The sequence below is a fragment of the Pseudomonas sp. MWU13-3659 genome, assembly GCF_023757525.1.
Lineage (GTDB): Bacteria > Pseudomonadota > Gammaproteobacteria > Pseudomonadales > Pseudomonadaceae > Aquipseudomonas > Aquipseudomonas entomophila_E.
Genome location: NZ_JAMSHW010000047.1, coordinates 1 through 23,730, shown reverse-complemented (window position 1 = coordinate 23,730; position 23,730 = coordinate 1). Strand labels below are relative to the sequence as shown.

Below are 23,730 nucleotides of genomic sequence, written 5' to 3'. Positions count from 1 at the left end.
ACTATTACTTTCAACAACTTACAGGCACAACATATCCATCTAGATGCCTGCCGAAGAAAAAACCATCCAAAAGTTGCGCAACTTTTTGCGCAGTGGTGGCAAAAAGTTGCGCAGTTGGCTGTAGGCCTTGCTGCACAAGCTCTACATCAATGTATTCACACACTTATCCACATTCGAGTGCACAACTTCTTGCGCAGTTGACCCAAAGGTCAGAAACAGAAATTCCCGCCATGACCAGGGTCATGCCACAGTGCTTTTGCAACAGGAAATTTATTTTCAAAAGGGGGTTGAATTCGCTCCGCGGTTGCCTGACCTTAGAGTCAAGAGGCAAAGAAATACCAACGGCCTCAAGGGCCTAGGCACGCCTCCCTGCGAGCAAGCTGAATAAGGATTGAATCATGCAAATCCAGGTCAACAGCAGCAACCATATCGAAGGCAACATCCGGCTCGACGAGTGGGTCCGCAGCACACTGCACGCCTCGCTCGAACGCTTCGAGGACGACCTCACCCGCATCGAGGTGCACCTGCGCGACGAGAACGGCGCAAAGCCCGGACCGCATGACAAACGCTGCCAGATGGAGGCTCGCCCCAAAGGCCACCAACCGATTTCCGTGACCCACACCGCCACTTCGCTGGACCAGGCCGTCGACGGCGCGGCCGGCAAGCTGAACAACGCGCTGGAGCATTTCTACGGCAAGTTGCGCAGCAAGCGCGGCGCTCTGGAACTGAGTGACCCGGACGCCTGAAGCACAGGTGATGCACACAACCAACGCCCGGCCTTGCGCCGGGCGTTTTCGTCCAGGCCGATCAGCGGGCCTGAACCAACCCCGCCCTGCCCCGGTCAACGCCTGCAGTCATTCAGTGCAGAAGTCGACCATGAACAACCCTTTCGAGCAGATCAGCGCCGCCTTCACCCCCGAATACCGGGTCAACCTGAGCATCGAGCGCCTGGACGGCAGCATCATGCTGACGCTGTCCGACGACAGCGGCGTGGTCGCCAAGCGCCTGGTCAGCGAGGCCCAGCGCAACGACCCGGTGCGCCTGCAACGGGTCATCGACAGCATCCGCCTGGGCCTGGCCATCGAGCTGGGGCAGAACCCGCTGGAAGTGCTGGCCGCCCTTACTTGCCAACAGCGCTTCCCAGCCAGCACGCTGGCCAACTGAGGCTTACTTGCCCTCTTCCACTTCCTTGCCGTTGGCGTCCAGCACCTTGGTCGACGGGTAGCGGTACGAGGCGTAGCGCACTACCAGGATGGCGAACGCCAGCAACAGGATGCCGCCGCACACGTACAGCAGGCCGACGTCCGGCGCCTTGTGGTGCGACACGTCGCCGATCAGCAGGCGGGTCAGCGCGGTGATCGCCACGTACAGCAGGAAGCGGATGGGCATGTGGTTGGTCTTGAAGTAGATCCCCACCATGGCGCCCAGCTCCAGGTAGATGAACAGCAGCAGGATGTCATCGACGCTGACCCCACCCTTGCCCAGCATGTCCATGAAGGTGACCACTGCCGCATAGGCGGTGATCGCGCCGATGCCGAACAGCGCCAGGTAGTGGAAGGCCTCCACGCACAGGTTGCCCAGCGAGTCGGCCGAGCCATGCAGGCCCTTGCGCAGTTTGTCTGCCCATTTGATGTTCACGATGTTCGATTCCCCGATACGGCTGAAGGATGGTGCGCCACCTCTGTGACGCTTGTGCCATGCAGTTAAAGGGCCACGCCCTTGCCTTGGAAGGCGGCCGATTGCCGCAGGACACCTGTGGGCTACGCTGTGGTTCAGCGCAAAAGGCCATCATCGTGGTTGCGGTCCGGTGGCTTTCGCCTGTACTGTATATGGATACAGTTATCTGCAACCCCAACCAGCAAAAAGGCACAGAGGTGATGAATGGCCGTCGAAGTGGTGTACCGCAGCAGCCGCGACCCGGAGCGCTTGTTCATGGATAAGGCCGAAGCAGACCGTCACGACAAGATGCTCGAACTGGCCGAACGCCTGGCCGAGGTGCTGCACAAGGCGGTACCGTCGCTGAGCGAACAGCAGGTCGAGGAAGCCGGGATCTACATGGCCAAGCACCGCGATGTGTTCGCCCGGGCGTTCAAGAGCCAGCCGGATGCGTTGGCGGAGTTGCTTGAAGGTGGTTCGGCGGAGTGATTTTGGTGTTCGCCGGCAAGCCGGCTCCTACGGGGGTCAATGTATACCGGCGAACCGCCCCCCGACCTCAACCGTACAACAACCGTTCCGCCAGCATCTGCGCCACCCGCGCCGGCGAGCGTTTCTCCGCCTGGGCATGGGCAAACACATCGGTCAGCCGGGTCGGGATCCGCGCCAGGTGCGCGGTGATGGTGCCCAACGCCTCGCCCCGGTGCTTGAGCACCACATAGATCAACCCGCCAGCGTTGATCACGTAATCGGGCGCGTACAGAATCCCCCGAGCTTCCAACTGATCGGCCACCTGCAAGGTGGTCAGCTGGTTGTTGGCCGAGCCTGCCACCGCCGCGCAACGCAACTGCATCACGCTCTGGCCGGTGAGCACCGGCCCCACCCCGCATGGCGCGAAAATATCGCACGGCGTACTGATCAATGCATCGTTGACCACCGGATGAGCACCGAACTGCTCCACCGCCAGCCGCACCTTCCCAGGGTCCAGATCGCTGACCAACAGCTCGGCACCCGCCGCATGCAATTGTTCGGCCAGCGCATAGCCCACATTCCCCAGCCCCTGCACCGCCACCCGCAAGCCTTCCAGGTTGTCACTGCCCAGGCGCGCCATGGACGTTGCACGAATACCGGCGAACACGCCCATGGCCGCGTGGGGTGACGGGTCGCCTGCGGCCGTGGTGCTGGTCACATGGGGTGTGGCCTGGGCAATGCAGTCCATGTCGAGGGTCGAGGTGCCGCTGTCCACGGCGGTAATGAAACGGCCCTGGAGTGTGTCGACGAAGCGACCGAAGGCCTCGAACAGCGCCGCGCGGTTCTCCACATGCGGGTTGCGCACGATCACCGCCTTGCCACCGCCCATCGGCAGCCCCGCCAGGGCGGCCTTGTAGCTCATGCCCTGGGCCAGCCGGATGGCATCGGTCATGGCACTTTCGTCATCGGCATAGGGCAGGTAGCGGCAACCGCCGATCGCCGGCCCCAGCTGCTCGCTGTGGATCACCACCACGGCCTTGAGGCCCGTGGGCGGGTCGATGAACAGGTGCAGCGACTGAGTACGGGTACTTTGCATGAGGGCGAACATCAACAGGCTCCCCCGTGAGGTGCTCCCTCCAGTATAGGCAGGCCGATACCGGCCGCGACGCGGTCGGACCACTGGACGAAAACCGGCGCCAGGGCTACAAGTTAAGCGTAATGGAGAGGTGCCATGAACCCACGCCAAGCCTGCCTGGCCTGCCTGGAACGCAAGCCGGCCGCCCTGCTGGAAGCCGCCCTGTGGATCGCCGCCGAGCATGATCGGACCGTCGAGCCTGCGGCCGGCCTTGCTCGCCTGCACGAGCTGCAGCGCGAGGTCAGCGCCAACCTGCCGATGCTGCCGCTCAATGAGCTGGCCCAGCCACTGCTGCGCCAGCTGAACGCCCTGGGTTTCCAGCAAGACGAATACCAACCGTTGCGCCCGCAAGCGGCCCTGATGGACAAGGTGCTGCAACGCCGCCGTGGCCAGCCGCTGCCCCTGGCCATCCTGGCCCTGGAGCTGGCGCGGTGCCTGTCGATACCGCTGGAGGGGGTCAACTTCCCCGGCCACTTCCTGCTGCGCGTACCCGGCGCCGATCACCTGCTCGACCCTTGTGGAGGCCGGCGCCTCTACCCCAACGACTGCCGCGACCTGCTGGCCCGCCAGTTCGGCCCGCAGGTCACGCTGACCGCCGAGCACCTGCGCAGCGCCTCGCCGATGCAGATGCTGCAGCGCCTGTCACGCAACCTGCGCCAGTTGCACAGCAGCAACGACAACGACCTGGCCGCGCTGATCGATGCCGAGCGGGTCATGCAGCTGGGCCCGGTGCAGGTGGGCGACTACCTGGCCCGCGCCACCCTGTACCAGCACCTGGATTGCCCCCAGGCCGAACGCTTCGACCTGGAGCACGCCCTGCTGCTGACCGACGACCCGGTGCAGCGTCTCAAGCTTGGTGAACGGCTCGGCCAACTGCCCAGCGGCAAGCGCTCAATCCATTAGTGCTTCACCCTTGGGCGCCACTTCACGCGGCCGTGGCGCTCGCACCTGGCTGACCAGCAGCGCCCCCAGCAACGCCGGAATGGCGCAGAAGAAGAAGATCTGCTCCACCGGCATGTGCAGGGTCAGCAGCAGGCTGCCGATCAGCGGCCCGAGGATCGAGCCGAAACGCCCGACACCCAGCGCCCAGCCGGTGCCGGTGGCGCGCACCTGGGCCGGGTAGAAGTTGCTGACGAAGGCATTGAGCGTCAGTTGCCCACCAATGATGCAGAACCCTGCGGCGAATACGCTGGGCACCAGCCAACGCGGATCGTCATGGTTCAGGCCAACCAGCACGCTGAACACCGCCGCCCCGAGCAGCACGCCGGCCAACAGGCGGGTCTTGTTCTTCATGCGGTCGGCGCACCAGGCCAGGCACACCGCGCCGAAGGTACCGGCGAACAGGAACAGTGAAGTGACCAGGTTGGCCTGGTTCAGCGCCAGCCCGCTTTCCTGCAACAAAGACGGCAGCCAGCTGATCATGAAATACAGCAGGATCAGGCTGACGAAGAAAGTGCCCCACAGCAGCAAGGTCGCCCGGGCGAAACCGTCGCGGAACAACGCCACCATGGTGAGCTTGCTGTCCGTGGGTTCATCGGTGGCGACCTGTGCCACTGGCACCTGCCAGCCCGGCAGCACGCGGGCGGTAATCCGTTGCAACCGGGCATACGGCGGCGCATCGCGCAGCAGGCGCGGCAGCGACTCGGGCAGGTACAAGGCCAGGAATGGGAACAACAATAGCGGTGCCACGCCGCCAGCGAGAAACACCGCCTGCCAGCCGTGCTGGTCAATAAAGCCGGCCGCGACGAAGCCGCCCGCAGCGCCCCCCAGCGAGAAGCCGCAGGCGGCCAGCGTAACCATCAGGGTACGCAGGCGCGGCGGCGCGTAGTCGGCCATCAACGCCATGGCACTGGGCATGGCGCCGCCCATGCCGATACCGCAGAGGAATCGGGCCAGCATCAGGCTGTCGAGGGAAGTGGCAAACACCATCAGCACCGTCAGGCTGGCGTACAGCAGCACACAGCACAGCAGCACCCGGCGCACGCCGAAACGGTCGGCCAGGGGCGTCACCGCCAGCGAACCGACCGTCAGGCCGAACAGGTTGGCGCTGAACACCGGCCCGAAGGCGGCCTTCTCCAGCCCCCAGTCCTGGGCCAGCGCCGGAATCACGTAGCCCAGTACCTGGGCGTCATAACCATCAGTGACCAACAGCAGAATCAACAGCAGCAGCAGGCGCCACTGATAGGGAGACACCGGGCGCGCGTCGAGTGCCGCGCGAAAGCTGGCTATCTGGTTGTGCATCGCAAGGTACCTGTCTTTTATTTTTATGCCATAGGAACGCGATGGTATGTGTAGGAGCCGGCTTGCCGGCGAACCAGGCAGCACGGTGCATGGCACCGGCCTTGCCGGTGTTCGCCGGCAAGGCCGGCTCCTACAGGGTGCCTGTCAACACAATGAGTGTGTGGTCAGTTGGGGGTGTCGGGCTGCCTCGCCGGGTGGGCTTTCCGGAAGGCCGGGTGCTGCTCGGCCAGTGCGGCGACCCGACGGATGCGCGGGTAGCCGGAAAGGTCGATGTTGAAGCGCTCGGCCGCATACAGCTGCGGGATCAGGTAGACATCGGCCAACCCCGGCGTGGCGCCGAAGCAGAAGCCGTCATCGCCGATCAGTTTCTCGATCGCCGCCAGCCCCTGGCTGATCCAATGGCCGATCCACTGGTTGACCTGGCTCTCGTCATGCCCCAGCTGACGCAGCTGGTTCAGCACGCTGACGTTGTGCAGCGGGTGGATGTCGCAACCAATGATTGCCGCCACGCCACGCACCTTGGCCCGGGCCTCGGCGGAGGTCGGCAGCAGCGCGGGCTGTGGATGAGCTTCCTCCAGGTACTCGATGATCGCCGGCGATTGCACCAGCAATTCGCCGTCATCGGTACGCAGGGCCGGCACCCGCCCTTGCGGGTTGAGCGCCAGGTATTGCTCGCCACGCTGCTCGCCCTTGAGCAGGTTCACAGGCTCGGCCTGGTAATCCAGGCCCTTGAGCGCCAGGGCGATACGCACGCGGTACGACGAGGTGGAACGGTAGTAGGTGAACAGCTCCATCGCCCCGTCCCCTCAGTTGGCCGCAACGACAGTGCCGCGGCACTCGCCGAAACCGATGCTGGCCACGCCGTCACGCACGCAACGGGCGCGCAGGATGATCTCGTCGCCGTCCTCGAGGAACTTGCGCACCTCGCCGCTGGCCAGCTCCACCGGGTGCTTGCCGCCCTCGGTGATCTCCAGCAGGCTGCCGAACGAGCCCGGCGCCGCGCCGGACAAGGTGCCCGAACCGAACAGGTCGCCCGATTGCAACTGGCAACCGTTGACGCTGTGGTGGGCGACCATCTGCGCCACGGTCCAGTACATGCTGCGGGTGTTGCTCAAGGTCAGGCGGTGAGCCGGCAGGTTCTGCTCGCGCATGCCTGCGGTCAGCAGCAGCACTTCCAGCTCGATGTCGAAAGCGCCGCCAGCCTGGTCGCGCTTGTCCATCAGGTACGACAGCGGCTGCGGGTCACCTTCCGGGCGCGCCGGCTGGGCGCAGCGGAACGGCTCCAGGGCCTCGGCGGTCACCACCCACGGCGACACCGTGGTGATGAAGCTCTTGGACAGGAACGGGCCCAGCGGCTGGTACTCCCAAGCCTGGATATCACGCGCCGACCAGTCGTTGAGCAGGCAGAAGCCGGCCACGTGCTCGGCGGCGTCGCCGATCGGGATCGGTTGGCCCATCTCGTTGCCCTGGCCGATCCAGATACCCAACTCCAGTTCGTAGTCCAGGCGCGCGCACGGGCCGAAGTTCGGCTCGGTCTGGCCGGCCGGCAGGGTCTGGCCCTTGGGGCGGCGCACGTCGGTGCCGGACGGGCGGATGGTCGAGGCGCGGCCGTGGTAGCCGATCGGCACGTGCTTGTAGTTGGGCAGCAGTGGGTTGTCGGGGCGGAACAGCTTGCCGACGTTCTTGGCGTGCTCGATACCCACGTAGAAGTCGGTGTAGTCACCGATTTTCGCCGGCAGGTGCAGTTGGCATTCACTGGCCGGATACAGCGCGGCCTTCAATGCCGCCTGGTGCTCGCTGCCCTCGCCCAGCAGCGCCAGCAGGCGCTCGCGCAGGGCCACGCGGGCCGGGCGGCCCAGGGCGAAGAAGGCGTTCAGCGCACCACCCTGGGTGGCCTCGACGGCGGCCTTGGCCTGGCCGTCGAACAGCCCGGCGGCCAGCACGGCTTCCAGGTCAAGGATGGCGTCGCCGATGGCCACGCCGCAACGCGGCGCCTGCCCCGGGCGGCTGAAGATGCCCAGGGGCAGGTTCTGCAGCGGGAAGTCGCGGTGCCCGTTGGCGTGCTCGACCCAGCTACGGGCGTTGGCGGTCTGGTTCATCGGTTATCTCCGGTTCGGGTTGAAGGTGCTCGGCAAGGTGGCCCAGCAACTATCGTAGTCGGCCTGCAACTGCGGGCTTTCGAGGGCCTGGCGGCTCGGGCGCAGCACTTGGCTGGTCTCGAACATGAAGGCCATAGTGTTGTCGATCTTGTGCGGCGCCAAGTCCACCGAGATGGCCTTGTCGCAGGTCTCGGCGTCCGGGCCATGGGCGCTCATCACCCCGTGCAGCGAGGCGCCGCCGGGCAGGAAGCCTTCGGCCTTGGCGTCGTAGGCGCCCTGGATCAGGCCCATGAACTCGTTCATCAGGTTGCGGTGGAACCATGGCGGACGGAAAGTGTTCTCGGCCACCATCCAGCGCGGCGGGAAGATCACGAAGTCCATGTTGGCCATGCCGTGGACGCTGGTCGGCGAGGTGAGCACGGTGAAGATCGACGGGTCGGGGTGGTCGAAGCTGACCGTGCCGATGGTGTTGAAGCGGCGCAGGTCGTACTTGTACGGCACGTTGCTGCCGTGCCAGGCGACCACGTCCAGCGGCGAGTGCTGCAGCTCGCAGGCCCAGTGTTCGCCGAGGAACTTCTGTACCAGTTGCACCGGGCCGCTGGTTTCTTCGTAGTGCGCTACCGGGGTGAGGAAATCACGCGGGTTGGCCAGGCCGTTGCTGCCGATCGGGCCGAGGTCCGGGATGCGCAACGGCGCGCCGTGGTTCTCGGCGATATAGCCACGGGCCTGGTCGTCGAGCAGTTCGACGCGGAACTTCATGCCGCGCGGGATCACCGCGATCTCCAGCGGCTCGACTTCCAGCACGCCCAGCTCGGTGGCGATGCGCAGGCGACCTTGCTCGGGCACCAGCAGCAGTTCACCGTCAGCGTTGAAGAACACCCGCTCCATTGAGCGGTTGGCGCGATAGATGTAGATGCTCACCCCGGCCGGTTTCTCGGAAGCCGAGTTGGCCACCATCGGCAGCCAACCCTCAATGAAGTCGGTAGGCTCGGCCGGCATCGGCTGGGGGCTCCAGCGCAGGCGGTTTGGGTTGATGGCGCCCAACCCACCGGTCAGCGGCTGGCGCTCCAGGCGCTCGAAGCGCGGGTGCAGCGCCGACGGGCGGATGCGGTACAGCCAGGTACGACGCAGTTCGCTGCGGGTCATGGTGAACGCGGTGCCCGACAGCAGCTCGGCGTACAGCCCGTAGGGCGCCTTCTGCGGCGAGTTCTGCCCCACCGGCAAGGCACCGGGCAGGGCTTCGCTGGCGAATTCGTTGCCGAAGCCGCTCAGGTACTGGAGTTGAGGGGATGTGTCGCGGGTCATCGGGGCCTCCGGGCTCGCACGGAGCCGTTGCTGGCAGCTGGCTGCTGGCCCGATCCGGAGACTGGCACGGGGGTGGCAGCGCGTCTGCATTGTATTTATCGTAATCAGATTACGAATAACGTAATTTGCTCGTGCGCAGGCGTCAAGCTATAAAGGCGCCACCCAATGAAATCTGCGTAGAAGTCCCTCATGGCCAAAGCCAGCACCAGCGCCGACAACGGCAAACAGAAGGTCCGCTCGGCGGAAGTCGGCACCGACATCCTCAAGGCCCTGGCTGAACTGTCCCCCTCCACCTCACTGTCGCGCCTGGCCGAGCATGTGCAGATGCCGGCGAGCAAGGTCCACCGCTACCTGCAGGCGCTGATCGCCAGTGGCTTCGCCGAGCAGGACCCGGCCACCAACCATTACGGGTTGGGCCGCGAGGCGTTGCGGGTGGGGATGGCGGCGCTGGGCAGCATCGATGTGCTGAAGGTGGCGGCGTTGCCGCTGTCGCAGTTGCGCGACGCACTCAACGAAAGCTGCTTCATCGCGGTGTGGGGCAACCAGGGCGCGACGGTGGTCAGCATCGAGCCGGCGGTGCGCGCGGTGACAGTGGTGACACAGATCGGCTCGGTGCTGCCGCTGCTGAGTTCCTCCACCGGGCTGGTGTTCGCCGCCCACTTGCCGGAGCGGGAAACTGTCGAGTTGCGCGACCAGGAACTGGCCGCGCGGCAGCAGACTGCCGACGACTACACGGCACTGCTGGCGCAGATCCGTCAGCGCGGCCTGCACCATGTGCACGGCTTGCTGATGCCTGGGGTGGACGCCCTGTCCGCCCCGGTATTCAACGCCATGGGCCAGATCGCCGCAGTGATGACCGTGGTCGGGCCGACTTCGATCTTCCATGCCGATGAACAGGGGCCCGCGGCGCAGCGCCTGCTGGCGGCGGTGGAGGCCGTCAGCAGGCGGATGGGTTACCAGCCTTAGGCCGGCAGGCGATCAGGCTCGCGTCCCAGGGCGACGTATGCGGTGTAGAGCAGCAACTCCTTATCGAACTTCTCGTGGAGCCCCGAAACGATTTCGCCGCCTATCTCCATGATGATTCGTCTTTCCAGCTTGTGGGTCAGGATGAACGTCTTGAGTTTGCTGAACCAAGGCGACGATGGGCCTGGGAACAGATGCGACCAAACCTTCATGACCGGCGCGATGAGTACCGCCTGCGCCACCGGTTTCAACGCATCGATAATGCCAGGGAAGGCGAGCGTGCCGGTCACATAGAGTTTGAGCGCTTCGAACTGATCACCATCGCGAAGCGCCACGGCCGCCTTGTAGAAGGCGTAGACCGCATCGACGAACGCAATGGCCAGCCGCGCGGGTGGAAATGGCAATGTCACGATCTTGAAGATCGTCCACAGGTGCGAGTAGATCTGCCAGCCGATACGCGCCAACACACCCCGGGCATTGCGTTCGGCCTCATCGAGCAGTTGCCGCAGTTGGCCACGTAGCGAAGCCCCCAGGTGGTCGATATTGCGATAGGTCCGCAACGAGAAGAGTATTCGCTGGTGCCCCTTGAACCCCGTCGGATCGTTCTCGTTGTCGTCCTCAAGGTCCCTGATCAGCGCATAGATTTTTTCCTCCTGCGCCACCGGGATATGTTTGAACATCCAATCCTGGATGTCGTCCCCTTGCCATTGCTGGGCAAAGTCCCATGCAGTCAGCAAAGACCGCCCTTGTGGACCATCGCTTAGATAGACCAACGTGCCTCGCGCCGCGTCGGACTGAAGCAGATAAGCCCCTTGCACCGGGCACCCATTGATCATCAGCTCGGCCAGCTTGCAGTCCTCGATGAAGCTACCCTCGTTGAACTGCGTACACACCTCGGAAAGCCACTGGACATGTGCCGGATCCTCGAGTGATCCACGCATGATCTCGACCAGGCAATCACGCTGCATGGTCAACCCCAACAGGTACCGATGCAGCTCCAGCGCGGGGGTGTCGATTCGCTCGTCGTCACCAAGGTAGAGGCGCTCCAGTTCGGCCTGATAGTTCTTCTGGATCGTGCGCTCGCGCATGCTGCGCTCGATCACCCTCCTGTTCAGGTGCGACAGGTCCTGCCCGATGGTGGAGTGAAGCCGGGCGACCCTGGGTGTGAGGAAACTCTCCCCAGACTCGATCAGCAGGCTGACCAGCGCCTGCCTCTCCCCATCGTCCTGCTCGACCACGACGGTGTCGGGGTCGATCCATGGTCCCACTCCCCCTACATTGAGCAGGTCATCCGCGGCCTTGTGGAAGTACTCTTCGGCGGTGGGGATGTTCACGGTGGCCTGATATTCCAGCGCCAGTACCCGCAGTTCATGGCCAAGGTCCGTCACACGTTTCAGCTTGTCCGCGTCGGCATAAGGATACGCTTCAGGCCTGATCGCCTTGAGGTCATCCTTGATTTTCTCCCTCTTCAATACCGCCCATTTATCAACCACTTTCTCCCAACTTTTAACCTGCGCCCCCTGCAACGCCAAGGTTTGCTCAGACCAGGCGCCGGGCAGAAGCTGGACCACCTGAAGGAACCTGTCCAACTCGCGACGATCATCGTGCTGCCCATGCGCCAACAGATAGGCATTGCCTTCGGCAGTGGCGGTCAACTCACCCACACCGCGGCTCAATGCCTCCTTCGATGTGAAAAAGCGGAAATCTCCTTTCGGCGAGCCAGGCGCGTAGAGGAGGTAGTCATCGTCGTTGCTCAGGCACAGGTGATTGGTGAGGGTGAACTGATGATCGTCGTGCAGGATGCACACCTGCGCGGCCCCTATCGACGCGCCTGACCAGTCGTCTTCCAAGGCAGCCTCGAGCAGTGCCACCCCACGCCGATCGAGCCCTTGATAGTCGGCCACCTGAACCGCGAGCCGCAGCTTGGCGTCCAGCGTTTTGTGCAACAGCGTGTCAGCGGTATCCCCCCGGTAAGCGTTCTCGACCATTTCGGCATAGCTCGCCTGAAGGTCCAGCGCCTGCGCCATTTGCACCAGATGCTCCGGCGTCAACACATCCCGCAGGTCTTCACAGGTGCACGCCACCGTCAGGTGATCCCCGAGATAGGCGCCGCCACATACCCACTCCAGCAAGCTGGTCGCATGCGTCTGCCCCTCGGCAACGAAGTCATGGCTGACGTGCAGTTCGATGTCTTGCGCGGAAACCTCCATGACACCGGCCGCCTCGAGCCATTCATTCATTTTCTCCAGGGCATACCCGTGAAAGTCAGTGTGCCCGGTGTGCTGCACAAGGGCCTCCTGCGCCTGGGCCAGCGCCTCGTCGAGCTCGGCGATCCGCTCACGCTCCGGGTCCGACAGGTTGCGCATCCACTCCGGCATCCGCCGGCGCCGGAAGGCTTCGAGCAGATCAGCCACCGCCTTCTGGGTCCGCTCGGCCAGTGGGTACATCGACACCGCCGCCTCGATATCACCCGCCTCCTCATCCAAGGCCTGCTCGACCAGCCATGCCTGAAGCACCTGCATGTCCCGGATCAGATAGTCTTCAAATGGCTCGTCCAGTGGTTCGAATTCAAGCTCGACGGCGTCCGCGCTCGACAAAGCCTCATGTTCTTCCGGCAGCAAGTTGGCTAACCATTGCTCATCCTGCTTCAAATCCCAAAGCATCTGCTCGGCCAAGTCCTGATCGATATCGAACCACTTACCCAGGCCCAAACCGTAGACCACTTTGGGCGCCTCGCTGTCAGCCCCAGGCGCAAGCATCGCCACGCAGCCCGGAATCCGAATGCTCAGGTCGTCCTGTGTGCGCAGCGAGACGGAAGCGATGGCCGGGTTGGCCTGGTCATTGGGCAACAGTGCCTCGATGGCCAGCCTTTCAGTGCTGCGTTGCATCGCCCAGGCCTGAAGCTCAAGCACCACGTGATGCTGAAGCTGCTGGGATAACACCTCCGACTGCTCCGACCACCACTGCTCGACGTCCTCGGGCGGCCTTGGCGCGCTGCTCAGCTGTGCCTGGAGCGCCAGCGTGCTCAAGGCCAGCGCGCCGAGCACATCGTCCTGGAATTGCTGTGCCTGCGTACCGAGGTGGCTCAGGTTGGCGGCACCGAGCATCTGCCCGGGAAAGTCAGCGGCATCGGCGATTTCAGCCAGGAAAAGCGGCTCGAGGTTCATGTTCACTCTCCAATATTTGTGTAGGAGCCTGGACAATGAACAATGTGAAAGAGGGAGGGAGGAGGGAAAGCCTGACAGGCCAAAGTTCAACTAGCCTACGCAGACTAAAGATTGCTCTGGCTCTACACCCTGAAAACGGAAGGATTATCACGGACGATGTAATAGAGAATGTCAGAAGCCGGTATTTTTCCCACAGTAACAAGTGCTTATTCTTATCTCACTGGTCGGCACGAAGCGCTCTCCCCCCCGCCTTTCGAGCCACCATGATTCACCGACGTTGATTTTGAAGCTCCTTGATCTACGTCTCGATTGGCCGCTGCGATTGCAGCGGCCTTTTTTATTTCTGCAAGAATCATCGGCATGTTCATGCCCTGTGGGGCTGCTATCGCGCAGAGAACAAAACCCTCTGTAGGAGCGGCTTTAGCCGCGATGCATTCAACGCGGGCTGGCCCCGCTTCGCGGGTGATCGCGGCTCAAGCCGCTCCTACAGAGGTCGCGCCCTCCCAGAGATGTTGCTTACACCAACGGAAACCGCTGCAAGTTCGCCATCATCTGCTGCAACGCCTGCAGGCTGTCCTGCGGATGCACCGCGTCTGCGAAATCGCCGATCCGCCCCCAGTTGTCGGCCACCTGTTCCGGTGTGAAACCCTCGCGCGGGTCGAAGCCCACGCCCAGGCTGCGCTCCCAGCGCACCTTGCCCACCCAGCCACCGCCAACCTCGAACAACTGGCCGCTGTCCTGGCACTGTTCGCTGCCCAGGTACACCACCAGCGGGCTGATCAGTTCCGGCTTGAGGCGCTCGAACACCTGGGGCGGGATCAGCCCTTCGGTCATGCGGGTCGCACCGGTTGGCGCAATGGCATTGACCAGGATGCCGTTCTTGCTGCCTTCGATGGCCAGGGTGCGGGTCAGGCCGTAGAGCCCGAGCTTGGCCATGCCGTAGTTGGCCTGGCCGAAATTGCCGTAGATGCCCGACGTGGACGAGGTGAAGATCACCCGCCCCCAGTTCTGCGCGCGCAGGTGTGGCCAGGCCGCGTGGGTGAGCTTGTAGGCACCCTCGACATGCACGCGGTAGACCAGCTCCCAGTCGCTGTCCTCCATCTTGTGGAAGGTCTTGTCGCGCAGGATGCCGGCGTTGTTCACCAGCACATCGACCTGGCCGAAGCTGTCCAGGGCCTGCTCAACGATGCGTGCGCCATCGGTGACCGAATCATGGTTGGCCACCGCCGTGCCGCCGGCGGCGCGGATCTCCGCCACCACCCGGTCAGCCGCCGAGGCGTTGGCGCCCTCGCCATGGGTGCTGCCACCCAGGTCGTTGACCACCACCCTGGCGCCCCTTGCCGCGAACAGCAGCGCATGGGCCCGGCCCAGGCCACCACCGGCCCCCGTGACAATCACCACTCGATCTTGCAGACATACCGGCTCGCTCATGCTCAGGGCTCCAGGCAATGGATGGATGCAAGCAGTCTCCGCCTGCCATGGGCGCCGGGCAATCAAGCCCACCGTGGCGAATGCCGGGCGATAACGCCCGGCGATGTTCGTCCGGTCACGACCAGGCAACCTTCTGCGGGATGAAACTCAACGGCTGTTCACGAAACGCCAGGTAATGACGTAGCACCTGCACCGGCGCCTCGGTGTGCGGGTAATGGCCGATCCCCTGCAGCACGACGGTGTCCGGCTCCGGCACCACCTGCCGGTAACGCTCGACCATGTGCGCGCCCGACAACGGGTCTACCGCGCCATTGATGAAGCGTAGCGGCACGCTCGCGCGCTGCAAGGCGCTGACCCAGCGTTCGCGCTGGGCCCGACGTTCGGGCAGGAAATTGATCAGCTTGTGCAGGATCCGCTGGCCATGATTGGCGGCGATCAGGCTCCAGTAGTCATCCAGCGCGCTCTCGCTGGGGTGCGTGCAGGGCCCGTAGACCTGGGTGACATTGCGTACCAGGTCGTCGCGCCCGAACGAGCGCCCGACCAGCCAGCCCAGGCGGCTGAGCAACAGTTTCTGGATCAGCAGCACCCGGCAGCTTTCCGGGAACAGCCCGCTGTTGAGAAACACGCAACTGGCGATGGCCAGGCGCTGCTCATGGTGCCGCGCCAGCAGCTCCTGGGCCACGCTGCCACCGTAGTCATGGGCCAGCAGGTGCACCGGCTGGTCGATCTGCAGGTGGGCCAGCAGCGCCTGTTGCAGGTCGGCCTGCTCCAGCAGGCTGTAGTCGTGGTCCGGGGGCTTGGCCGAATCGCCGAAGCCCAGCATGTCGCAAGCCACCACGCGGTAGCGTTGGGTCAGCGGTGCCCACAGGTAGTGCCAATCCCAGCTGGCGGTGGGGAAACCGTGAAGCAATAGCAGTGGCTCTCCTTGCCCTGCCGTCCAGTAGCGGATGCTCTGGCCTCGGAAGCTGAAACTCCTGCTCCGGGTACGCCAGACGCACAGTGGAATCTCGGCCAGAGGCATCACGGTCGTCCCGGTGGGTAAGTGTCGGAATGAGTGTCGGAATAGGGCAAGGCTGCGTTCATTGCAAGTCACCTCGGCACATACATGTGCTCTCTATGTCGAGGCACAGTCTAGAAGCCCCTACGAAGGTGATAGGTTGCCTTGGCAGCCAGCCTGATGACCGTGCGAGTCAGTGGCATGAACGGTCACAGCAGCATGACCAGCAACGGCGCGGCCAACAGGTTGAGCAGGCCGGTCAGGACCATGACCAGCCCGGCCACCGAACCCTCCTCGCGCCCTACTTCCTGGGCCCGGCTCACACCCGCGCCATGGGCGCCGACCCCGAACAGCGCGCCACGGGCCAGCGGCGTGCGCAACGGCAGCCAGCGCAGCAGCACGCCGCCGAACAGCGCGCCCAGCACCCCGGTGAACATCACGAACACCGCCGTCAGCTCCGGCACGCCCCCCAGGTCCTGGGCCACCGGCATGGCGAACGGGGTGGTGATCGAGCGCGGCAGCAGCGACAGGCTGACCGACTCGTCCAGCGCCAGCAGGTGCGCCAGCGCCCACGAGCTGCCGATCGACACCACGCTGCCGGCCAGCATGCCCACCAGCAACGCCGGCCAATGCCGGGCCAGCAGCGCCCGCTGCTGCCAGATCGGCACGGCGAAGGCCACGGTCACCGGGCCCAGCACGCCCATCAGCCAGTGGGTGTTGCGGGCGTACTCGGCATAGGCCGTATGCAGCGGCACGGCCACCGCCAGCAGCAGCGCCGGCACCAGGATCAACGGCGACAGCAGGTAGCGCCCGCTGCGTTGGTACAGCCAGCGGCTGGCCAGATAGGCCGCCAGGGTCAGCGCGAGCCAGAACACCGGCATGGGCTCAAGGCTCATGGCGCAATCTCCAGCGGCATACCAGTTCCACGGTCACGGCGGTGACCACCATCACCAGCAGGGTGCTCACGGCGATCACCAGCAGGATGCGCCAGCCTTCGCTGCGCAGCAGGCTGCCGTAGTCCAGCAGGCTCATCAGTGCCGGGATGAAGAACAACAGCATCTCGGCCATCAGCCACTTGGCCCCCAGTTGCAAGGTGGCGGGCTTGACCACGCCGGTGGCGAACAACGCCAGCAGCAAGGCCAGGCCCATCACGCCGCCGGGGATCGGCCAGGCGAGCCAGGCGGCAAGTTGGCCACCGATCAGGAACAGAGCGAGCAACACCGCCAGCTCGGCGAGCAGGCGGAGGGTTTTCTTGAGCATTTCGGGATTCATGGGCGGGGGTTCCTCGACAACGCGCCCATTGTAGAATTCGGCCACCTAGGCCAGAAGCGAATTGTTAGACTGATCGGCATTCCAAAATGGAATCGCAATCATGGAATTCAAACAACTGCGCAGCTTCATCGAAGTTGTTCATCGCGGCGGCTTCACCCAGGCGGCGAGCACTTTGCACATCAGCCAATCGGCCGTGAGCAAGCAGGTCGCCCAACTGGAACAGGCCATCGGCCAGCCCTTGCTGGAGCGACAAGGCTCGCAACTGCACCTGACCGCCGCCGGACGCATCGTCCTGCAGCGCGGCGAAGCGCTGATGCGCCAGCGCCAGGAGTTGCTCAACGAGCTGGACGACCTCGGCCAACTGGCCCGAGGCGAGCTGCGCCTCGGCCTGCCGTTGTTGGGCAGCGATGCTCTTTTCGCCGGGTTGTTCGCCGAATACCGGCGGCGTTACCCGAATATCAGCGTGCAATTGCTCGAAGGCGGCAGCCGCATGGTCGAGCAAGCGGTCAGGAGTGGCGAACTTGAGCTGGGGGGTAGCTTGACGCCGAGCGATCCGACGTTCGACTACCAACCTTTCTGCAACGAGGCGCTGGAGGCCCTGCTGCCGGCTGATCATGCCTTGGCGGGGCAGGCCGAGGTCGAGTTGGGGCAACTGGCTGATACGCCATTCCTGCTGTACCAGCGCAGTTTCGTGCTCAATGATCGCTTGCTCAGCGCCTGCCAGCAGCTGGGGTTCACGCCGAAGGAAGGGGGGCGCAGTGGCCAGGCGGACTTTCTCGCCGCACTGGTGGCGGCGGGCCAGGGCGTGGTGCTGTTGCCGGCCATCGTGGCGCGAGCGCTGGAGCGGCCCGGGGTGGTGCGCCTGCCGTTGCGGGCGCCGGATTACCTGAAGTGGGATATCGCCTTCATCTGGCGGCGGGGGGCGTATCTGTCACGGGCGGCGCAGGCGTGGCTGGCGTTGTTACGGGAGCCACGTTAAACATCTATTTGGCTCGCCCCACCCCTGTAGGAGCGGCTTCAGCCGCGATCACCCGCAAAGCGGGTGCCAGGCACCGCGTTGCCTCCATCGCGGCTGAAGCCGCTCCTACAGGTGCACCGCATCAGCCCTTGAGCGCTGCCGCGAACTCCGCCAACCACGGCTCGGCATCGGTTTCCGGCGTCACGGTCTCGCTGGCATCGAGCCTCAGCATCGGCAGCACTTCACGCACCCCCAGTTCGGCGAACAACTCGCGCATCTGCTCGCCGCCCCCGCAATACGTATCGCCATAGCTCGAATCGCCCAAGCCGATCACCGCGCCCGGCAACCCACGCCATGCTGCTGGCAGGATGTCGCGGATGGCGCTGAACAGCGGCATCAGGTTATCGGGCAGCTCGCCCATACCGGTGGTCGAAGTCACGGCCAACAACGCTTCAGGGGCAAAGCCCTCGAGATCCTGCAGAGTGGCACGGGAGGCGTGCCAGGCTTCAAGGCCTGCCGCCTTGAGCAGGGACTCGGCGTGACGGGCGACTTCTTCGGCGGTGCCATACACCGAACCGGAAATAATGGCGACTTTCATCGGGTGAGGATTCCGAAACTGAGTGAAAACGTAGGATACTAGCATCCGACAGTGGCAAAAGGCCGCCTCCGCCAAAAGTCACAGGCGCCCGTCGGATCGAACCGCGATCCGACCAGTGGCATGAACCAAGCCCATATACCGCTGTCCATCGCCGTGAAGAAATCGCCCATACCGATCGCCCCTTCGAGTTCGACCATGCAAGCAGACGCCCTCCTCTCCCAGGACGAGCTGGACTTCATCCAGGACATGCAGCATTCGCCGCAGTTGAACCTGGCCGACCCCATGTCGAGCCTGCTGGTCAACGGCGACCGTCGTCTCAAGGACTTGCTCACCCGCCTGGTGGCCAACGAACAAGTCACGCTGCAGGCCAGCTTCAACAACCAGCAGTTGAGCTTCCCGCTGCAACTGGTCGAGGACGAGTTCCACGCCCTGCACCTGCAGCTGGGTTCGCCGGACATCTACGAAGACGGCCCCATGCTGCGGCCCTGGCGCCTGTCGCTGGAACAACCCGCGCCACTGTTGGACGGTCACCACCGTCAAAGCGCGCTGTGGGTTCGCGACATCTCGTTCAAGGGTGTGCTGCTGGAAGTACGCGACCGCAGTACCGCCCCCGCGCAGTTCGACCTGCACTTCGCCCCCGAAGGCATCCCGGCAATCGGCCTGCACGGCACGCTGCGCCGGCGCATCGGCCCGCGGCTGGCGGCCTATGACCTGTCGCACAGCCCCGCCGAAGAGATCGAGCGCCTGCGCGAATACATCCTGCAGGCCCATCGCCAGGCCCACCCCGAGCTGCACGCCCAGGCGCCCCTCGCGGTCTGACGACCACCCGACGGCTGAAACTGACCGGTCATGATCGATCGGCGATAATCCGTGCCCGATTCTTGCAAGCACGCCTGCGCTGCCCACCACCCCGGGCCGCGCATGAAGAGGAGCCGGCTACCCGCCAGCCCCGTCGCCAGGAGATACACGATGTCTACCCCCGTCACCCTGATGGTGTCGCGCCGCGCCGCCCATGGCCGCTACCAGGACCTGCTGGCCTGGCTGCACGAAGGCGAGCAGCTGGCCACCGACTTCCCCGGCTATCTCGGCTCGGGCATCCTCGCCCCACCTACCGACGGCGATGAATTCCAGATCATCTTCCGCTTCACCGACGAACAAACACTGCACGCCTGGGAACATTCCGCCTCGCGCCGCGCCTGGCTGCAACGCGGCGACGGCCTGTTCGAACGCCCCAAAGAGAGGCGCGTTAGTGGTATCGACGACTGGTTCGGCACCAACATGGTGCAAAAGCCGCCGCGCTGGAAGCAGGCCACGGCCATCTGGCTGGCGTTCTTCCCGGTCTCGTTGCTGTTCAACCTGCTGTTCGGCCACTGGCTGGCACCGCTTGACCTGCTGCCCCGCGTGCTGCTCAGCACCCTGGCCCTGACGCCGGTCATGGTGTACCTGTTCATCCCCCTGTCGACCCGCTTGCTGGCCGGCTGGCTGAACCCGGCCCCACGCCCGGAGCAAGAGCGCCCCAGGGGCCTGCGCAGCCGCTGAGGCTCGGGCTCGCAAGGCCACGCAGTTCGGGTATGCTGGGGCATCACGCACGGACAGACGAACAGACCGCCCCGCACATGAACAGCCCAATCCTCATCACCGGAGCCAGCCAGCGCGTCGGGCTGGCCCTGGCCCTTGAGCTGGCACAGGCCGGCCATACGGTGGTCAGCGCCAGCCGCAGCCTGCACCCGCAGGCGCCGCACCCGAACATCCGGCAGTTCCAGGCCGACCTGACACAAGCCGCCGACCGCCAGGCCCTGATCGACCACCTGCACAGCCACTACGACGGCCTGCGCGCGATCATCCACAACGCCTCGCTGTGGCTCGACGACGGCCTCGACAACCTCGACACCATGTTCCGCCTGCACGTCGAGGCGCCCTACCACCTCAACCTGGCCCTCGGCGAACTGCTGGCCAAGGTGGACAAGGCCGACATCATCCATATCTGCGACGAGACCTCCTCGCGCGGCAGCAAGAGCCACATCGGCTACGCGGCCACCAAGGCGGCCTTGCAGAACATGGTGCTGTCGTTCGCCGAAAAGTACGCGCCCAAGGTGCGTGTCAACGGTATCCTGCCGGGCCTGCTCATTCTCAAGGAAGGTGGCGACGAGCAGTACCGCCAGCAGACACTGAAGAAAGCCCTGCTCGAATTCGAACCCGGCGCCCGCCCGCTGATCGACGCCGTGCTGTTCCTGCTCGAAAGCCAGTACAGCACCGGCAGCCAGGTGGTCATCAACGGTGGCCGCCATCTGAAGAACCGCATGACCTGAGAGACGCCCATGACCCCGCAACAACAGCTCGAACTCGAAGCCGCCGCGTTCCGGCGCCTGGTCGACCATCTGCAGAAGCGCACCGACGTGCAGAACATCGACCTGATGAACCTGTCCGGCTTCTGCCGCAACTGCCTGTCGAAATGGCTCAAGGCCGCCGCCGACGATCGCCAGATCGAACAGAGCCTGGACGATGCCCGCGAGCAGGTGTACGGCATGCCCTACAACGAGTGGAAAGCCCTCCACCAGAAAGAAGCCAGCGCCGAGCAGCAAGCGGCGTTCGAACAAGGAAAACCCCGTGACTGACCTGAACACCCTGCGCAGCAGCCTCGCCAGCGGCGAACACCTGTTTGCCGACACCCTGGCCTTCGTCGCCGCCCACTACAGCTACCAGCCCCAGGCTTTCGACAACGGCGACGTGCACAATGCCGCCGGTCAGAACGAAGGCTCGTGCAAGACCCTGGGCCTGGCCCTGCTGGAAGGGTTGAGCGACCAGGAAGCGCTGCTGGCCTTCGGCGAGCACTACCGCAGCGTGGTGGCCACGCCCGAGGGTAGCGACCATGGCAATATTCGTGCGCTGATCAAGCACGGGCTGGCCGGTGTGAAGTTCGCAGCGCAGCCGCTGACGCGCCTGGCCTGAAGCCGCACGCTCATCTGTAGGAGCCAGCCTTGCTGGCGAAAGCGTCCGTGTGATGCAGGGCAAGGCTGCGCCTTGCATCGCCAGCAAGGCTGGCTCCTACAGGACGCGGCCTGGGGTGTTGGTGGGGAGGTTGGCATGTTGCAGCCAGCCCAACGCGATCGGCCACAGGCTTTCGCGGAAGCGGTCGTGGAAAAAGGCGAAATGGCCGATCGCCTCGACCGAGATATCCACAGGCGCCAGCCGCAGGTGCCTGCGCACGGCACCGTTCAGATAACCCAACAGGCGCTCGGTCGCGGCCACCGTGCCGAACGGGTCGTCAGTCAGGCTGATGGCCAAGGTGGCGGCCTGGACCTGGGCGAACGGCGGCGCTTCAAGCGAGCGCCCACTGGGGCGCTGCTCGTAGCGTGGCGTGCGGGTGCTCCAGTCACGCACCACCCCTGCCGGGGTGTCCTCCAGCCAACCGAGGCGCTTGCCCGGAAAGTAGCCGAACACTCGCGTCAGCAGCGGCATCACTACATGCCACTTGCCAAACAATTGCCAGCGCTGGTCCGCCGCGTAGTCGCGCCAATAAGCGAACTGCGCGCCCACCAGCACCGCATGCCTGACCTGCGCCGCGGACGGCGCCAACCCCAGCGCCCAGCCACCGAAACTGTGCCCGACCACATGCACCGGCTGGCCAGGGTGCTCGGCGGCGGCCAGTTGCAGCATGGCCTCGAAATCCAACCGCCCCCAGTCGCTCCAGCTGGCCTGGAACCCGCGCAGCGATGCCGGGCGCGACTCGCCGATGCCACGGTAGTCGTAGGTCAGCACATCGAAGCCCTGGGCAAAGAGGTAGTCGGCGAAACGGGAGTAGTAGCGGCAGCGCACCGAGGTGGCGGCGTTGATGATCACCAGCGGGCGCTGGCGGTCGGGTGTGGCGTGGCGCCAGCGGAAGCCTCCGAGGCTGTAGCCGTCGGCGGCGGTGTGGCGAAAGGCGGTGGCGGGTTGAGTGAGGCTGCTCATGGCGCGCTCCCTGCGGTTGTGCGCCAACGCTAGCAAAAGGGCCCTTTCGCCGGCAAGCCGGCGCCTACGAACGTTGCGCCAATCTCAGGATCGGCGCGTTCTCCGTAGGAGCCGGCTTGCCGGCGAACAACCAGAAGGCCTTACAGCTCGACGCAGTCGAACTTCACGTCGGTGGCCACGTCTTCGTCATAGTTGACGTCAGCGCGCTCGAAGCCGAACAGGTTGAGGAACTGCTTCTTGTAACCGGCGTAGTCGGTCAGCTCGAACAGGTTCTCGGTGGTCACCTTCGGCCACATGGCACGGCAGGCGTCCTGCACGTCATCACGCAGTTCCCAGTCGTCCAGGCGCAGACGGCCTTCGTCGTCCAGGGCCGCCGGCGCACCGTCCGCACGGTACATGCGGTCACGGAACATGCGGTCCAGCTGGTGCTGGGTACCTTCGTGGATACCCTTCTCCTGCATGATCTTGAAGACCATCGACAGGTACAGCGGCATCACCGGGATGGCCGAGCTGGCCTGGGTAACCACCGACTTCAGCACCGCAACGTTGGCACTGCCACCGACTTTCTTGCCCAGGCGCTGGGCGGTTTCGTCCAGGTCCTGCTTGGCCTTGCCCAGCGCGCCGTCCCAGTAGATCGGCCAGGTGATGTCGGAGCCGATGTAGCTGAAGGCCACGGTGCGGGCCTGCGGTGCCAGCACGCCAGCGGCGTTCAGGGCGTCGATCCACAGCTCCCAGTCCTGGCCACCCATGACGGTGACGGTGTCGGCGATTTCCTGCTCGGTGGCCGGCTCGATGCTGGCCTCAATGACGGTGTCCTTGTTGGTGTCGATGGCGGTCGACTTGTACGGCTGACCGATCGGTTTCAGTGCCGAACGCACCAGCTCACCGGTCTGCGGCAGCTTGCGCACCGGCGAGGCCAGGGAGTAGATGACCAGGTCGACCTGGCCGCCCATTTCGTTCTTGATCAGCTCGATCACTTTGGCGCGGGCTTCGTCGGAGAAGGCGTCACCGTTGATCGACTTGCTGTACAGGCCTTCGGCCTTGGCGAACTTGTCGAAGGCGGCGGCGTTGTACCAGCCGGCGGTACCGGCCTTGGTCTCGGTGCCTGGTTTTTCGAAGAACACGCCCAGGGTGTCGGCCTTGAAGCCGAATGCCGCGGTGATGCGCGCGGCCAGGCCGTAGCCGCTGGAGGCGCCGATCACCAGGACTTTCTTCGGACCATCCTCGCGCACGCCCAGCTTGCGGGTGGCTTCGATCTGGTCACGGACGTTGAGCTCGCAGCCCTTGGGGTGAGTCGTGGTGCAGATGAAACCGCGAACCTTGGGATGAATGATGGCCAATGTCTGTACCTCGTCAGGTTTAGGCTGGGGAAACGCCCGCATCAGGGGCGGTTCCGTTTGATCTAGAGGGTGAGACTACCCTCGCGGGATATCCGACACATATTACGGGGTGATTCACATTGCTGCATGGCCCCATTCGCCGGCAAGGC

General features: G+C 64.6%; 26 protein-coding genes. 12 read left to right on the top strand and 14 right to left on the bottom strand.

Going from position 1 to position 23,730, the window contains the following annotated elements; translation table 11 throughout:
• From NGM28_RS27145 to NGM28_RS27135, 3 genes are all read left to right on the top strand, one after another.
• The coding region (locus NGM28_RS27145; protein ID WP_252092371.1) for a hypothetical protein at positions 1-201 on the top strand (201 nt) is incomplete at its 5' end.
• Between the two features lie 197 nt (positions 202-398).
• Positions 399-746 (top strand): HPF/RaiA family ribosome-associated protein, encoded by a 348-nt coding sequence (locus NGM28_RS27140; RefSeq protein WP_011535642.1) that lies wholly within the window; start codon positions 399-401, stop codon positions 744-746.
• Positions 747-876: 130 nt separating this feature from the next.
• Positions 877-1,164, top strand: coding sequence for a DUF3509 domain-containing protein (locus tag NGM28_RS27135; protein ID WP_252092370.1), 288 nt, complete (start codon positions 877-879; stop codon positions 1,162-1,164).
• 3 nt (positions 1,165-1,167) lie between these two features.
• Here NGM28_RS27135 and NGM28_RS27130 read toward each other — a convergent pair whose 3' ends face one another.
• On the bottom strand, positions 1,168-1,638 hold the full coding sequence (locus tag NGM28_RS27130; protein WP_011535644.1) for a phosphate-starvation-inducible protein PsiE: 471 nt from the start codon (positions 1,636-1,638) through the stop codon (positions 1,168-1,170).
• 243 nt (positions 1,639-1,881) lie between these two features.
• Between NGM28_RS27130 and NGM28_RS27125 the strand changes: the two genes are divergently transcribed.
• Positions 1,882-2,145, top strand: coding sequence for a YebG family protein (locus NGM28_RS27125; protein WP_252092369.1), 264 nt, complete (start codon positions 1,882-1,884; stop codon positions 2,143-2,145).
• A 67-nt stretch (positions 2,146-2,212) separates the two neighbouring features.
• Here NGM28_RS27125 and NGM28_RS27120 read toward each other — a convergent pair whose 3' ends face one another.
• Positions 2,213-3,232 carry a Leu/Phe/Val dehydrogenase gene (locus tag NGM28_RS27120; RefSeq protein WP_252092368.1) on the bottom strand — a complete coding sequence of 340 codons (1,020 nt, stop codon included), beginning with the start codon at positions 3,230-3,232 and terminating at the stop codon, positions 2,213-2,215.
• 123 nt (positions 3,233-3,355) lie between these two features.
• On the opposite strand from NGM28_RS27120, the gene NGM28_RS27115 reads away from it, so the two are divergent.
• Complete coding sequence (locus NGM28_RS27115; protein WP_252092367.1) at positions 3,356-4,162, top strand: SirB1 family protein; 807 nt, start codon at positions 3,356-3,358, stop codon at positions 4,160-4,162.
• Here the strand turns inward: NGM28_RS27115 and NGM28_RS27110 are convergent.
• From NGM28_RS27110 to hmgA, 4 genes are all read right to left on the bottom strand, one after another.
• Positions 4,151-5,500 (bottom strand): MFS transporter, encoded by a 1,350-nt coding sequence (locus NGM28_RS27110; protein ID WP_252092366.1) that lies wholly within the window; start codon positions 5,498-5,500, stop codon positions 4,151-4,153. The genes NGM28_RS27115 and NGM28_RS27110 overlap by 12 nt on opposite strands.
• Positions 5,501-5,664: 164 nt before the next feature.
• Positions 5,665-6,294 (bottom strand): maleylacetoacetate isomerase, encoded by a 630-nt coding sequence (maiA, locus tag NGM28_RS27105; protein WP_252092365.1) that lies wholly within the window; start codon positions 6,292-6,294, stop codon positions 5,665-5,667.
• Positions 6,295-6,306: 12 nt separating this feature from the next.
• Positions 6,307-7,599: a fumarylacetoacetase gene (fahA, locus tag NGM28_RS27100; protein WP_252092364.1), complete on the bottom strand. Its 1,293-nt coding sequence runs from the start codon at positions 7,597-7,599 to the stop codon at positions 6,307-6,309.
• Positions 7,600-7,602: 3 nt separating this feature from the next.
• Positions 7,603-8,904 (bottom strand): homogentisate 1,2-dioxygenase, encoded by a 1,302-nt coding sequence (hmgA, locus tag NGM28_RS27095; RefSeq protein ID WP_252092363.1) that lies wholly within the window; start codon positions 8,902-8,904, stop codon positions 7,603-7,605.
• Between the two features lie 189 nt (positions 8,905-9,093).
• Between hmgA and NGM28_RS27090 the strand changes: the two genes are divergently transcribed.
• Positions 9,094-9,870: an IclR family transcriptional regulator gene (locus tag NGM28_RS27090; RefSeq protein ID WP_252092362.1), complete on the top strand. Its 777-nt coding sequence runs from the start codon at positions 9,094-9,096 to the stop codon at positions 9,868-9,870.
• On the opposite strand, the gene NGM28_RS27085 is transcribed toward NGM28_RS27090, so the two are convergent.
• From NGM28_RS27085 to NGM28_RS27065, 5 genes are all read right to left on the bottom strand, one after another.
• Positions 9,867-13,034, bottom strand: coding sequence for a dermonecrotic toxin domain-containing protein (locus NGM28_RS27085; protein WP_252092361.1), 3,168 nt, complete (start codon positions 13,032-13,034; stop codon positions 9,867-9,869). The genes NGM28_RS27090 and NGM28_RS27085 overlap by 4 nt on opposite strands.
• Before the next feature lie 516 nt (positions 13,035-13,550).
• The gene (locus NGM28_RS27080; protein WP_252092360.1) at positions 13,551-14,465 is read right to left on the bottom strand and encodes an SDR family oxidoreductase; all 915 of its coding nucleotides are present in this window, start codon (positions 14,463-14,465) and stop codon (positions 13,551-13,553) included.
• Positions 14,466-14,580: 115 nt separating this feature from the next.
• Entirely contained in the window at positions 14,581-15,486 is a 906-nt protein-coding gene (locus NGM28_RS27075; RefSeq protein ID WP_252092359.1) for an alpha/beta fold hydrolase, read from the bottom strand.
• A 185-nt stretch (positions 15,487-15,671) separates the two neighbouring features.
• Positions 15,672-16,358, bottom strand: a complete 687-nt coding sequence (locus NGM28_RS27070; protein ID WP_240064533.1) for an LrgB family protein — start codon at positions 16,356-16,358, stop codon at positions 15,672-15,674.
• Entirely contained in the window at positions 16,348-16,734 is a 387-nt protein-coding gene (locus tag NGM28_RS27065; RefSeq protein WP_240064534.1) for a CidA/LrgA family protein, read from the bottom strand. Before NGM28_RS27065 ends, NGM28_RS27070 begins: the two co-directional genes overlap by 11 nt.
• A gap of 100 nt (positions 16,735-16,834) precedes the next feature.
• On the opposite strand from NGM28_RS27065, the gene NGM28_RS27060 reads away from it, so the two are divergent.
• Entirely contained in the window at positions 16,835-17,713 is an 879-nt protein-coding gene (locus tag NGM28_RS27060; protein WP_240064535.1) for a LysR family transcriptional regulator, read from the top strand.
• A gap of 121 nt (positions 17,714-17,834) precedes the next feature.
• On the opposite strand, the gene NGM28_RS27055 is transcribed toward NGM28_RS27060, so the two are convergent.
• Positions 17,835-18,290: a flavodoxin gene (locus NGM28_RS27055; protein WP_240064536.1), complete on the bottom strand. Its 456-nt coding sequence runs from the start codon at positions 18,288-18,290 to the stop codon at positions 17,835-17,837.
• A gap of 195 nt (positions 18,291-18,485) precedes the next feature.
• Here NGM28_RS27055 and NGM28_RS27050 point away from each other — a divergent pair, with 195 nt between their 5' ends.
• From NGM28_RS27050 to NGM28_RS27030, 5 genes are all read left to right on the top strand, one after another.
• The gene (locus tag NGM28_RS27050; protein ID WP_240064537.1) at positions 18,486-19,109 is read left to right on the top strand and encodes a hypothetical protein; all 624 of its coding nucleotides are present in this window, start codon (positions 18,486-18,488) and stop codon (positions 19,107-19,109) included.
• Positions 19,110-19,259: 150 nt separating this feature from the next.
• Positions 19,260-19,829 carry an antibiotic biosynthesis monooxygenase gene (locus NGM28_RS27045; RefSeq protein ID WP_252092358.1) on the top strand — a complete coding sequence of 190 codons (570 nt, stop codon included), beginning with the start codon at positions 19,260-19,262 and terminating at the stop codon, positions 19,827-19,829.
• A gap of 32 nt (positions 19,830-19,861) precedes the next feature.
• On the top strand, positions 19,862-20,599 hold the full coding sequence (folM, locus tag NGM28_RS27040) for a dihydromonapterin reductase (RefSeq protein WP_240064539.1): 738 nt from the start codon (positions 19,862-19,864) through the stop codon (positions 20,597-20,599).
• Positions 20,600-20,608: 9 nt separating this feature from the next.
• The gene (locus tag NGM28_RS27035; protein WP_252092357.1) at positions 20,609-20,905 is read left to right on the top strand and encodes a DUF1244 domain-containing protein; all 297 of its coding nucleotides are present in this window, start codon (positions 20,609-20,611) and stop codon (positions 20,903-20,905) included.
• The gene (locus tag NGM28_RS27030) at positions 20,898-21,239 is read left to right on the top strand and encodes a HopJ type III effector protein (protein ID WP_252092356.1); all 342 of its coding nucleotides are present in this window, start codon (positions 20,898-20,900) and stop codon (positions 21,237-21,239) included. Before NGM28_RS27035 ends, NGM28_RS27030 begins: the two co-directional genes overlap by 8 nt.
• 96 nt (positions 21,240-21,335) lie before the next feature.
• Here NGM28_RS27030 and NGM28_RS27025 read toward each other — a convergent pair whose 3' ends face one another.
• Both NGM28_RS27025 and fabV read right to left on the bottom strand, forming a co-directional pair.
• Positions 21,336-22,241: an alpha/beta hydrolase family protein gene (locus NGM28_RS27025; protein WP_252092355.1), complete on the bottom strand. Its 906-nt coding sequence runs from the start codon at positions 22,239-22,241 to the stop codon at positions 21,336-21,338.
• A 140-nt stretch (positions 22,242-22,381) separates the two neighbouring features.
• Positions 22,382-23,581: an enoyl-ACP reductase FabV gene (fabV, locus tag NGM28_RS27020; protein WP_286089110.1), complete on the bottom strand. Its 1,200-nt coding sequence runs from the start codon at positions 23,579-23,581 to the stop codon at positions 22,382-22,384.
• Positions 23,582-23,730 lie beyond the last annotated feature (149 nt).